Origin of the sequence: Collinsella sp. AF19-1LB (genome assembly GCF_003459655.1) — a bacterium.
Classification (GTDB): domain Bacteria; phylum Actinomycetota; class Coriobacteriia; order Coriobacteriales; family Coriobacteriaceae; genus Collinsella.
This window is the reverse complement of sequence record NZ_QRWO01000005.1, coordinates 58,487-70,802: the sequence shown is the minus strand read 5'-3', so window position 1 is coordinate 70,802 and position 12,316 is coordinate 58,487. Positions and strand designations below refer to the sequence as shown.

Annotated in this window: 12 protein-coding genes; 2 read left to right on the top strand and 10 right to left on the bottom strand. The window is 60.7% G+C overall.

The window, feature by feature from the left end; translation table 11 throughout:
• Window positions 1-22: 22 nt before the first annotated feature.
• The 8 genes from DWX39_RS02545 to DWX39_RS02515 all read right to left on the bottom strand — a co-directional run bounded on the left by DWX39_RS02545 (window position 23) and on the right by DWX39_RS02515 (window position 7,179).
• Window positions 23-400, bottom strand: a complete 378-nt coding sequence (locus tag DWX39_RS02545) for a DUF2273 domain-containing protein (RefSeq protein ID WP_231500738.1) — start codon at window positions 398-400, stop codon at window positions 23-25.
• On the bottom strand, window positions 393-938 hold the full coding sequence (locus DWX39_RS11200; RefSeq protein WP_233508855.1) for an alkaline shock response membrane anchor protein AmaP: 546 nt from the start codon (window positions 936-938) through the stop codon (window positions 393-395). The genes DWX39_RS02545 and DWX39_RS11200 overlap by 8 nt, the downstream gene beginning before the upstream one ends.
• 166 nt (window positions 939-1,104) lie before the next feature.
• Window positions 1,105-1,911: a YebC/PmpR family DNA-binding transcriptional regulator gene (locus DWX39_RS02540; RefSeq protein ID WP_055251993.1), complete on the bottom strand. Its 807-nt coding sequence runs from the start codon at window positions 1,909-1,911 to the stop codon at window positions 1,105-1,107.
• 167 nt (window positions 1,912-2,078) lie between these two features.
• Window positions 2,079-4,262 (bottom strand): DUF6020 family protein, encoded by a 2,184-nt coding sequence (locus tag DWX39_RS02535; protein WP_233508857.1) that lies wholly within the window; start codon window positions 4,260-4,262, stop codon window positions 2,079-2,081.
• A 76-nt stretch (window positions 4,263-4,338) separates the two neighbouring features.
• A complete protein-coding gene (gene lgt, locus DWX39_RS02530; RefSeq protein WP_055251991.1) occupies window positions 4,339-5,160 on the bottom strand; it encodes a prolipoprotein diacylglyceryl transferase in 822 nt (273 codons plus the stop codon).
• A 109-nt stretch (window positions 5,161-5,269) separates the two neighbouring features.
• Window positions 5,270-5,548 (bottom strand): NifU family protein, encoded by a 279-nt coding sequence (locus DWX39_RS02525; protein WP_117637654.1) that lies wholly within the window; start codon window positions 5,546-5,548, stop codon window positions 5,270-5,272.
• 172 nt (window positions 5,549-5,720) lie between these two features.
• Window positions 5,721-6,245 carry a dCMP deaminase family protein gene (locus DWX39_RS02520; RefSeq protein WP_117756880.1) on the bottom strand — a complete coding sequence of 175 codons (525 nt, stop codon included), beginning with the start codon at window positions 6,243-6,245 and terminating at the stop codon, window positions 5,721-5,723.
• An 82-nt stretch (window positions 6,246-6,327) separates the two neighbouring features.
• Window positions 6,328-7,179: a type III pantothenate kinase gene (locus DWX39_RS02515; RefSeq protein ID WP_117758398.1), complete on the bottom strand. Its 852-nt coding sequence runs from the start codon at window positions 7,177-7,179 to the stop codon at window positions 6,328-6,330.
• 192 nt (window positions 7,180-7,371) lie between these two features.
• Between DWX39_RS02515 and DWX39_RS02510 the strand changes: the two genes are divergently transcribed.
• Both DWX39_RS02510 and DWX39_RS02505 read left to right on the top strand, forming a co-directional pair.
• The gene (locus tag DWX39_RS02510) at window positions 7,372-9,075 is read left to right on the top strand and encodes an OPT/YSL family transporter (protein WP_117758397.1); all 1,704 of its coding nucleotides are present in this window, start codon (window positions 7,372-7,374) and stop codon (window positions 9,073-9,075) included.
• 215 nt (window positions 9,076-9,290) lie between these two features.
• A complete protein-coding gene (locus tag DWX39_RS02505) occupies window positions 9,291-10,430 on the top strand; it encodes a DUF389 domain-containing protein (RefSeq protein WP_117758396.1) in 1,140 nt (379 codons plus the stop codon).
• Window positions 10,431-10,555: 125 nt separating this feature from the next.
• Here the strand turns inward: DWX39_RS02505 and DWX39_RS02500 are convergent, their stop codons facing one another.
• The gene (locus DWX39_RS02500) at window positions 10,556-10,942 is read right to left on the bottom strand and encodes a hypothetical protein (RefSeq protein ID WP_147336367.1); all 387 of its coding nucleotides are present in this window, start codon (window positions 10,940-10,942) and stop codon (window positions 10,556-10,558) included.
• Window positions 10,943-11,275: 333 nt separating this feature from the next.
• Window positions 11,276-12,235, bottom strand: a complete 960-nt coding sequence (locus tag DWX39_RS02495; RefSeq protein ID WP_117758394.1) for a 3-hydroxyacyl-CoA dehydrogenase — start codon at window positions 12,233-12,235, stop codon at window positions 11,276-11,278.
• Window positions 12,236-12,316: the final 81 nt, after the last annotated feature.

Below are 12,316 nucleotides of genomic sequence, written 5' to 3'. Positions count from 1 at the left end.
GGATGCGACAGTCGAATACATATTAGCGGCCGCTAAACAGACGGCCGAAGAAGTTAACGATACCGTTCTCGCCGTCGCGAATCTGGCCGATCACGGCGCCGATCAGCACAAAGAATGCGATGACGAGCGTGTCCCACAGGCCCAACGTAAGTACCAGCACGGCGAGGATAAAGCCTGCCACGGCGCCGAGCGTAGTGTTGGGGTGGCGCACGGCGTAGCTCCAGATAGCAGCGCCCGTACCTTTGATGAGACCCATGGCCTCGTCAAAATCCGCGGCTGCCGCGTCTTGTAACTCGGTTGCCTCTGCTTTGGAATCAACAGGTTCGCTCGCCGACGTGGCGCTCTGGTCAATCGTCAGGCGCGGCGTACGAGCGGTCTTATCTTGATTGGTATCACTCACCGGAAACCTCCACGGTCTGGACGGTAGTCTTGGACGGCAAAAAACGGACACGCGCGGTCGTACCCGGCGTGCCGAGCATGGTGTCGCAGGCCTTCTCGATGCGCTGCTGCATCGAGGTGGCAAGAGCGGCAACGTCCTTATCATCGAGCGCGATGGCCTCGACCTTAAAACGGACGTGCGAATCGTCGGAGCCTTGGACGCGGGCCTCGACATGCTCGACCATCACGCGGTCGTCACGCTCGGCTGCAGCCCTGGCGCACGAAGAAAGCGCCGCAAGGGTAACCTCGATATTGCGCTCCCCCGCCGGATGCACGCAGGACGGTTCGCGACGGGCGAACATCAGGCGGAAAAAGCTTACCAGCACGCCGATCGCCACGACGCCGGCGCACGCCGTGACGACGATGCGCGGCATGGGGTCGCGCATCAGCAGCATAAAGCGGTAGGTATATGGCCCCCAAAACTGGCAGACCAACGTGCCCAGCGCCACGACGGCGGCGGCAAGATATACGATCGCTAGGGCTCGTTTGAGCACGCGCATGCGGCGCTCCCTTCAAATCTCGATCCACAGAATGCAAAACGGTTCGCATCATTATAAAAGAGCCGGGTCCGGTGCTCTACGCACGCGGATCCGGCTCATCTATTCCACGAGGCTTGCATGCTCGCTTCATTATGCCCAGATATGCACGGCTCAATCCGTGCGGGCGCTACTCCTCCTCGAGGGCAGCGATGACCTCGTCGGTCATGTCCATGGTGCTGTAGACGTCCTGGACGTCGTCGAGCTCCTCAAGACGGTCGATGAGGCGCTGGACCTTCTTGGCGTCGGTACCAGAGACCTCGGTCGGGGTGGTCGGGACCATGGTGGTCTCGGAACCCTTGACCTGGACGCCCTGCTCCTCGAGCGCCTTGGAGACAGCCATGACGTCGTTGGCAGCAGTCCAGACGATCCACTCCTCGCCGGCATCCTCGTAGTCCTCGCCACCGGCCTCGGCGATGGCCATCATGAACTCATCCTCGTCACCGGCAGCACCGTTGGCGATCATGGTCTCCTTCTTGGCGTTCTCGTCCAGGATCTCCTTGGCGACGACAATCTGGCCCTTGCGCTCAAACTGGAAGGCGACGGAGCCGGAGGTGCCCAGGTTGCCACCAGCGTGGGAGAAGGCGGAACGGACATCAGCGGCGGTACGGTTGCGGTTGTCGGTCAGGCAGTCGACGTAGACGGCGACACCGGCGGGACCGTAGCCCTCGTACACGATGTTCTCGTAGACGGCGGCGTCAGCACCCGAACCAAAAGCCTTGTCGATAGCGGACTTGATCTTGTCCTTAGGCATGGACTGAGCCTTGGCCTTGGCAACGGCAGCGGCGAGGCTGGCGTTGTTCTCGGGCAGCGGGTCACCGCCGAGACGGGCAGCAACGGTGATGTTGCGGCTGAGCTTGGAGAAGAGGGCGGAACGCTTGGCGTCCTGCGCGCCCTTACGATGCTTGGTTGTGGCCCACTTAGAGTGTCCGGACATACGTGTCTCCTATCGGTTTCGACCTAAAGCCCAGCGCAGATGCTCGGGCAATATAAACAAACGTCGTTATGATATACCTACTGGCCTGCAAGATAAACCCCAAAATGAAGGCGTCGTGATGATGGCCCCTTTGGTGCAGCAAAGAAACCTGACCCCAATGCACCAGGTTAGGACCAGAGGAAGTCACTGCGGGTGACGGTGGCGCCGATGGCGAAGGGCATGCAGGCGATGACCGGATACAGGTAGCGCATGTAGGTCGAGCCGTTGCACGGACCAATCAGGCACACGGCGAGCACGCCCAACAGCGGCACCCAGATCGCCAGCGCACGCCATGAATGACGACGCAGCAGGTAGACCACCACGGCGATCATAATCCACACATAGGTGGCCGAGCTCATGGTGAGCGAAATAAACGGGATGCGCTGCACCGCCACACGGTACAGATTGATCAGGTGGTCGCACCAGCGCACCACGTTGCTGTCAACCGGATGGAAGTCGAAGTACTTGAGGTTGTCGGGACGCGCCATGATCTCGGCACTACGCGCCGTGCTGTAGACCCAGGCATCGCGGGCACTCGGATAAAAGTAGCCGTAATAGTTATTGATGAGCGCCGAGATATAGCACTCGGGATCCTTTTTGAACATCTGCGCCCAGACCTCAAAATAGGCCTTGATGTCCTCCTGCGAGGCGTACTCGTTAAAGCAGTTCTTGACGGCATCGGACTTGTCGGGATTGTAGCGGCGGCCCAGGTTCTCGTACTTGAGCACGCGATCGATCACGACGCGCTCCTCGTCGGTCACCAAACCGTCGCAGGGTGCCTCCACGATAGTGCCGTCCTCCTTAACCGTAGGGTTGACGCCCGAGTTGAGGCCGTCGTGCTTTTGGACGAAACGAGCCGTCTGTTGGAACGGAATCGAGAGGATTTCGCGCTTGGAACCAGGCGTGATATCGTGCTCCGGCATAAAGACCTTGGTGAAGTACATATTAGAGGCAAGGCAGAGCGCGAGCACCGCGAGAACGCCAACCCAGCGGAAGCGCGGTGTGGCGCATGAGACCGCGGTGCCCGTCTGCTTAGCCGCACGACGAGCGACATGTACATCCCATGCGCAAAACGCCGCCGCGATTACACATGCCGCCAGGGGAAACACCAGGCCTCCATTGCGCAAAAACGTGGAACCCATGGCAGCCAGCGCAAGCAACAGCCAGTCGTGGCGCGCAAAGAGCACGGGGGCTTTCTCGCCCGCTCGCTCGACATTGGCATCACGACGGGGCAAGCCACATGCCACGAGCTTGACGGTCTGTATCAGCAGCACCAAAAACGCGTCGGCAAAGAGCACGTCTTTGGTGAGCAACGCCGCGTAGTTAGAGAACATCGGCATAAACGCAAAGAACAGCAGGATCGTACCGCGAACCGGCAGGCTCACGCCCAGTTTGCGCAGCGACGAAATGGAATAGGCCATGCAGGCAGCCGTGATGACAAACTGAGCGCAGGTATAGATGATGAGGCCCGCGTTAGCGCTGTTGAACAGCGAAAGCCCCAGCTGAACGCACGAGCCGATAATGGCCGTGTGCACCACGGGATGGTGCCCGTTGAGCAGCACGTTGGGGTTGAGCAGGCGCAGGTAGTCGCTCGTGCCATTGGGATAGTTGAACCACTGGCGAATCTGCGCACCCGTATCTCCCATAAAAAGGCCGGGCAGCGAAGCGATGAGCGTGGGCGCCCAGGCGATCATAAGCACCAGGAAGGGCCCGGCAAAGGGATGGACCGAGAGCACGGCGTGAGCCACACGCCATACGCGGCCAAAGTGCGCTTCGGAAAACGGAATGCGCCGAGAGCTCAGCCAATCCAGGCACTCAAAAGCCAGATAGAAGGCCACGATCGCTAGGAGCATCCAGCCCGCGCCGCCAATCCAGGCGCAGATGATGCGGGCCTTGTCGCCAAGAACAATCTCGGCCGAGTCGATAAGGTCGTAGCTGCGGCCGAACACCATGCAGATGGCGAAAAACAGCGACGGCAGAATAATCGATGGGCGCCAGGTGTCGCCACGGCCAAAGAACACGTAGCGAAACGGCAGCGTGAGCAGGCAGGCAAGCGCAAGCAGCATGACCGCGTCGGTATGGCCGGCAAACGAGAGGAGCACCTCGTAGCACACGTACAGCATGCCCGAGGCTTTGGGGTCAATCGCCAAGACTGCGTTGCTCGACACCGGGACGGGATCGATGGAAAACGCCGTGGTCGCCAACAGCGCGAGCAGAAATGCGATGAGCGTCTGCTTGGCGGGGTAGCGCTTAAACCAGACGATGCGGGCAGCGTCGCGCGCAGCCGTTGTGGAGAGATCGGAATCCTTCACAGTCCGAAAGCCTTTCTAGAAACCTATCAAACTCAGCAAAACCACCACAAAGGTGCCTGTGTCCCCTTTGTGGTGGTTAGGCGTCGAGGTAGATGCGCTGGGGACGGTTGCGGTGTCGCGCGAAGATGATGAGCGCCAGGCCGGCGATCACGAGCGGAAGACTCAGCAGCTGCCCCATCGTGATGACGCCGCCCAGCAGATAGCCAAGCTGGGCGTCGGGCACGCGCACGAACTCGACGAGGAAGCGGACGATGCCGTATCCCATCACGAACACGCCCATAAACGTACCCTGAGGCAGCAGCGGCTTTTTGCGGCTGAGCACCTGCAGAATGCAAAAGAGCACGATGCCCTCAAGAAATGCCTCGTAGAGCTGGGAGGGGTGACGCGGCATATCGCCCGCAGTCCCGCCAAAGACCACACCCCAGGGCAGATCGGTCGGCTTGCCCCACAGCTCACCGTTGACAAAGTTGGCACAACGGCCCAGGCACAAGGCCAGCGGCGCGCCGATGACGGCAAGGTCTGCCAAAGTCCATGCGTCGAGCTTATACATGCGGCACACGATGATGCCGCCGATAATGCCGCCCACCAAACCGCCATGGAAGCTCATGCCGCCCTCGTTGGTGGCAAAGATCTCGAGCGGGTGCGCCCAGTAGTAGCCATCACCGTAAAAGACGACGTAGAACAGGCGCGCACCGATAATGAGGCCAAAGACCACGCCGACCACGACACTCGTCAGGTCGTCAATCGTGATGTTAAAGCCCCAGCGACGCTGCGTGCGGTACATGACGACCGCCGTGAGCAGGGCGCCGACCACATAGGCCAGACCATACCAGTAAATCGTGATGGGCCCCGCCGAAATCGCGACGGGATCAAGCATATGGTAGAAGTCGTTGAGCATGTCGACCCTCCTACTCCCTACATACAAATGCGGCCGCGGGCCTTGCGCTCGCAGCCGCATATTTGGGCGTAACGTCTATGCGGAGTATGCCGTCCGCAGCTTTCGCATCTTAGAACGGCGCGTACTCGTCGTACAGGTCGTCGGTCTCGCCGGAGGCATTAACCTGCTCGACACGGGTAACGCCGGGCACATGCTCCTTGAGGATACGCTCGATACCCATGGACAGGGTCAGCGCGCTCATAGGGCAGCCGGCGCAGGCACCCTGCAGCTCCAGTTTGACGACGCCCTCGTCGTCAACACCCACATACTCCATATCGCCGCCGTCAGCCTGCAGGTTGGGGCGGATCTCCTCAAGAACCTTCTTAAGCAGCTCTTCGTTAACAGCCACAGGGGCTCCTTTCTCACAATAACGCGGGCACGCCCGCGGACAGGGGCTATGTTACTACAGCCATGTACCCGCTCACGAGCCATCCATGCGCGCGGACACGACTTTCACGAGCAGTCAATTTGGGACGGGGATCTTTTAGCTGTCTGTTGTTACCAGCTGGCATTGTCACGCGCTACTGCTGAGCCTGCCCCTCGGTACCGATGTGAACATCGACGATAACCTGGCGGTAGCTAATACCGCAGGAGTCGAGAATGCGGCGGCTGATGCGGCCGTCGTCGGTGTCGGCGTACTTGTTGTCCAGGTAGACAACCTCGCCCACGCCCACCTGCGCCAAAATCTTGGCGCAGTCGTGGCACGGGAACAGCGTGACGTAGACCGTGGAACCCTCAAGATCTTTGAGCGAGCCACGGTAGTTGAGCACGGCGTTTGCCTCGGCATGCACCACGTAGTTGTGCTTGTCCTGCAACGGGTCGTCGCTCGTGCCCCACGGGAAAAAGTCGTCGTTGAGCGCCGAGGGCGTACCGTTGTAGCCCACCGAAAGGATGCGGTGGTTGGTGCTGGCGATGCACGCTCCCACCTGCGTGTTGGGGTCCTTGCTGCGGCGCTGCGCGGCGATGGCCACGCTCATAAAGAACTCGTCCCAGCTAATAACGTCGCGGCGCTTGCCCGACGCGGTTTGATGAAGATCGTCCGACATGGCAGACACCTCCGCAATCGCAATAGTTTGGCCCATTGTAGCAGGTGAAAGGTAGGGGCGCTTATCCCACCAGCCCCTCGCCCTACGCGCGGCGGGGCTTTTGGTTGATGCGGTAGAGCTCGGCGAGACCCCGCAACGTCAGCGCGTCGTCTACCGTCAGGCTATGGCCGACCAGCGCCGCAAGTGCCTCGGCATCGTCGCCGGTAATGACGATGGGCACATCGCCCTCCCCCGCAGCCTTGGTCGCGCGCATCTCGGCAAGCACCATGTCGAGCATTCCGTCGATGCGGGCTACCTCGCCCAAAACCACACCCGAGCGCATGGCCTCGCGCGTGTTGCGTCCGATGACGTGCGTTGGCGCCGAGGGCTCAACCTGGGGTAGGCGCGCTGCTGCCGCCGAAAGCGAACGGGCGCCGAGGGCCAGGCCTGGCGCGATAACGCCGCCCACAAAGGTACCGTGCACGTCGATGACCTCGATATTGGTCGTCGTGCCCAGGTCAATCACGATGCACGGCGAGCCGTAGACGGCGCGGGCCGCCACGGCATCGGCGATGCGGTCGGGGCCGATCTCGGCCGGATCGTCGTAGTGCACGGGTATGCCGGTCTTAAGTCCCGGCCCCACGGTGAGCACGCGCCCCGTGCAGGTGCGGGAAAGTGCCGCCTTCCACGGGCGCTCGAGCGCCGGGACTACACAGCTCAGCACGGCCGCGGCGGGTGCAAGCACCCCGGGCACACCTGCATCGGCGGCGAGCGCGCCCATGACCTGCATAAGTCGCATGCGCGCTTCGTCGGCCGTAATGCTCGACGGCGTCGTGATCTCGCATGTCGCAAGCGGGCGCTCCTGCGCCGCGGCCGAATCCTCGGCAAACAGGCCAAAGCGAATGAACGTGTTGCCCACGTCGACCGTCAATATATATGCGCACCCATTAAGCATCGTCGGCGCTCCTTTCGTCTGCCCAGCAGTATATCGCCTACCTAAACCAGTCATCCCAAAATGACTAACTTGCGGCTATACTGGTGCGCGGTCGTGCGCGAGCTCACGCGGCGGCCCTTGGTAACCCGACTTCCCGCGCCGTATCCGTAGCGGCGCTCCCGGGGGAAGCGGATATACGCAAAGGAGTTCTATATGAGCAATCCCTCGAACCGCACCTCGATGCGCGGTCAACTCACGCTGCGCGGCGTCGTCATCGGCGTCCTTGGCTGCGTGATCATCACGGCAAGCTCGGCCTACACGGCCCTCAAGATGGGCGCCCTCCCCTGGCCGATCATTTTCGCTGCCGTCATTTCGCTGTTCTTCCTGAAACTCATGGGCAACGCCAGCCTCAACGAGGCCAACGTCACCCACACCATCATGTCTGCGGGCGCCATGGTCGCCGGCGGCCTAGCGTTTACCATCCCGGGCGCTTGGATGCTGGGCTATGCCGACCAGATCAGCTGGCTCGACATGTTTATCGTGGCGCTCGCCGGCACCATCTTGGGCCTTCTGGCGACAGCGCTCATCCACCGTCACTTTATCGTGGATGCCGCGCTGGAGTTCCCCACCGGCAACGCCGCAGCTCAGACCCTGCGCGCTACCGAGGCCGGCGGCAAGACCGGCAAGCAGCTCTTTGGCTCCATGGCCGTCGCCGGCATCTATAGCGTGCTTCGCGACGCCCTGGGCGTGGTGCCCAGCATGCTGTGCACGCTCAATATCCCCGGCGTGACTTTTGCCATCTACAACTCGCCCATGTTGCTGTCCGTCGGCTTCCTCGTGGGCTTCGCCCCGGTCGCATTCTGGTTTGCCGGCGCGCTACTGGGCAATTTTGGCATCATTGTCGGCGGCACCGCTACCGGTCTGTTTGACGTTATGACCGCACAAGGCATTGTTAAGTCCCTGGGTATGGGCCTTATGATAGGCTTTGGCGTCGCCGTCGTCCTCAAGGACATCCTGCCGCAGGTCGCCGGTATCGTCCGCGGCCTCGCCGCCGACAGCTCCACCGACACCGACGAGCAGTCGCTCATCTCGGGCTCCCTTAAGCTCGACGCCGGTATCATCGGCCTGGGCGCTGCCGCCATCGCCGTGATCATCGCCATCGTGCTCGACCTTGGCCCCGTTCCGGCCGTCATCGTCACGCTGTTCACCTTTGTCACCACCATCATGAGCGCGCAGAGCTGCGGCCAGACGGGCATCGACCCCATGGAGATCTTCGGCCTCATCGTCATGCTCATCGTTGCCGCCTTCGCGCAGCTCGCTCAGGTCAAGCTGTTCTTTATCGCCGGCATCGTGGCCGTAGCGTGCGGCCTTGCGGGCGACGTCATGAACGACTTTAAGGCCGGCGCCGTGCTGGGCACCAACCCGCGCGCACAGTGGGTCGGCCAGGCCATCGGCGGCATCGTGGGCGCCCTGGTCGCTGCCGCCGTCATGGTCGCGCTCGTCACCGCCTATGGTCCGGACGCCTTTGGTCCCGACAAGAGTTTCGTTGCCGCACAGGCAAGCGTCGTCGCCACCATGGTCTCGGGCATCCCGAGTGTGCCGTGGTTCGCAGGCGGCTTTATCGCCGGTATCGTCATGTACTGGCTCGGCATTCCAGCCATGATGATCGGCCTGGGCGTGTACCTGCCGTTCTATATGTCGCTCACGGCTTTCCTGGGCTCCTGCGTTAAGCTCGCCTACGACAAGTGGTCCGCCCACCGCGACGCCACCGCTGGTCTTTCGGACGAGGAGAAGGCTGCCAAGGACGCCGCCTTCCAGGAACAGGGCCTTGTTGTCGCCAGCGGCCTGCTCGGCGGCGAGTCCATCGTCGGCGTTATTCTGGCGTTTGTCTCTGTTGGTCTGAGCCTGCTGGGGTAGGCCGAACAACAACGCACCAGCGCAGAGCGCGGAGTCGGAATCAAACCGGCCCCGCGCTTTTTTGTCTATTTGATTCTTATGATCCTCACGGCGTTTTAGCCATGTCGATTGGCCTGACTTCCAGGTCAACAAACCTTGTCTGACACCTCGCCTAACGCGGTGTAGAGTAAAGACGACAGACGCAAGAAGCGGCTCAGAAGCTAAACGAGGTAAGCATGGAACTCGACAAACAACAGATCAAGCGGCTGCGCGAGCGTCATCATCGTCGTCACGGTATACGCCCTGCACACAGCGAGGCCATGGAGAATGCTACCCGTTTCCTTAAGCAGGCGTTCAACATTCGCGAGGGACGCGCGCCCTATCACGTGATTCGCAAGCGCTTTGTAAACGGGGCGCGCCTGACTGGCTCGCACTTATGCATCCTGATCATTGCCATGTTGATCGCGAGCATCGGCCTCGATATCGACTCGGATATCGCCATTGTAGGTGCCATGCTCATCTGCCCGCTCATGGGCTCGGTCCTTGCCATGGCATATGGCATCGCCACGCTCGACCGCGAGATTACCGTCGAGGCCATTGCCGGTCTCGCGTTGCAGATGGCCTTCTGCCTGATCACGTCCACGCTGTACTTTAAGCTCTCACCGCTCGGCACCACCACGGCCGCTATCATCGACAACTCGACACCCACCGTCTGGGATCTTGCCGTCGCGCTCGCGGGTGGCTTTGCCGGAGGCCTGGGCAACTCGCGCGACCAGGAGCCCGCGACGCTTATCGCGGGCGTGGCCGTGGCAACCGCGCTCATGCCGCCCCTGTGCGCGGCGGGTTACGGCATCGCCATCGCGAGCGGGTCGCTGTTTCTCTCGGCGCTCTACGAATTTGGCATCAACGTTGTCTTTATCGCGCTGGCGGCCGAAGCCGTATTGCTTCTTCTACGTGTACCGCTCAAGCGTGACCTCAACGGCGACGGTATTGTGACCGCCGAGGAAAACGCCGAGGTCGATGAGCTGTCACACAAGGTGCGCCGCCGCATCATCGTGGGCACGGTGATCTTTGCCATCCCCTGCATCGTTATGACCGCGGGGTCTATTGGCTCGGCGCAGGCCGGCGTGCAGGACGGCTATGGCGTCACCGAAACTACGCGCGAGCTTGCCGCGGTACTGCCGGGCTTTAAGGATTACACCGTCGCCGTCGAGACCTCGGCCACCGAAGGCGGGGAGGAGGGCCTCGTCGAGCGCGAGGTTGTCGCCCATGTGACGACAAGCGAGACACTTGGGGCGCACGACCGTCGTGTTGCCCGCAAGCTCATCGACCTCAATGTGCCCGAACTCGATCGCGTGGAGTTCGATGTGAAGTGATGCCGGCGCGGGATGAGCGCTCGCACGGACGCAAGTTATGACGAGGCGCAGACGCGATACGGACGCGAGCAAATAGCGTGGTGCAGTTCACACCCGCGCCCCGCTCGCCGTTTTATTGCCGTGAATCAACTGTCCGCATCGACATCGCCAGACTCCACCATAAACGCCGGATCGGTGCTCACCAGATAAAAACGGGTCACCTTGGTATCTCTAAATAGGTAGAGCAAGCCCTGATCGCGTCGGCGCGAAATATGCGCCACGTGGACCGTACCGAATATTTCGCCGTTTTCATTCTTTAATACCAGAATGTTGGGGTCATCCGTACGCTTAAACTGCCCGTCTGTGCAGATTCCGTCTTGGTCAACCAGCTGCCATCGACAGTTGTCCTCCTCAAGAAAAGCCAGGGTTTCCCGACTCGTTTTGTCATCCCGATAGTAGCCATCAATGGCGAAGCCTTCGGAAGCACATTCCCGCATATAGGATGTTTCTCGACTTATAGCGAACTGCCCCATAGCGCCCAGGAGCACAGCTAGGCAAACCACTGCAAGGGTTATCGAGATAGTACGGCGGCCCATATTAACCAGCCCGATACTTGTTTAACGGAGCGTGAAACATACTTGGTACCTCCGATATCAGAGCAAACGTCACCCGCAGCCCGGCGGCAGTCATATGTTTCCAACATCAAACCATATGGCAACCACTCGCGAGAGGAGTATCGGCGAACGGTGCATTTTTGCGCTCCATTGGTCAAACGTCAACGCGCGCTACAGCTCTTGCCCGATCAATTCAGATTTTGTCGCATACTACCGTAGATCCCCAACGCTTCCACCCCCAAGAGATCATTTTTAGTACGTAAAGAAGCCCTCGCCCGAGCTTTCGCCCAGCTTGCCTTCGTCGAGCATTTTCTTGAGGACGGACGCCATAGCCTTAAAGTTGTAGGGCATCATCATTTTTTTGAGCAGCGGGCTCACCAAGCCCGGCACCTTCTGATACTGCATGACGATGTTGTAGGCCGTCTGGATACCCACCGTGTCGAATACGCGAAACGGACCCTTGGGGGCACCGGTGCCACGCGTCCACGCGAGGTCGATGCTCTTGGGATCGCTCACGCCCGAAACGTACAGGTCAAGGCCCGAAAGCAGCCACGGCACCAGCATGGAATTGAGCAGGTAGCCGTTCTTTTCCTTGTTGACGGGCAGGGCAAGCATACGGATATCGTTGGCAAAGTCGACGAGCTCGTCGAAGTAGCGCTTGTCGGTTTGGTCCTGTGCCATGACCTCGGTCATGTTGTTCTTCCAGATGGAGTTGGCAAAGTGCAGCGACAAGTACTTCTCGGGACGGCCGGTGTACTTGGCAAAGGTGCTCGGCAGCAGCGTGGAGGAGTTGGTCACGACGACGGTCTTTTGCGGGAGTACCGGGGCGAGCTTCTTGTAGAAGTCAATCTTTGCCTGGGCGTCCTCGGCCATAGATTCGATGACCAGGTCAGCGTCGGCCACGGCCTTGGCAAGATCGAGCTCCAGCTTGAGTGTGGAGTAGGCACGCTCGACGGCGGCGAGCGCCGCTTCCTTGTCGAAGGGCTGGGTGCCATCGGCGATACCGGCGCACCACTCGCCCGTACCGTCCGCCATGCCCTCGATTGCCGCGATGTACTCCTTGCGCACGTGATCGATCTTGGGCTGGGTGCGGCCGATGCTGCCCTCGCTGCGCAGCCAAATCGTTACATCAAAGCCGCAGTAGGCAGCCTGAAAGGCAATCTGGCTTCCCAACACGCCGCCGCCGGCAACACAAACGGTCTTGTAGCTCATGGAACGGTCCTCTCTTACGTAATTCCATAGATGTGTATTTATTCAACCGTAAGGATGGCACGCGCAGGGGTTGGGTTCTAT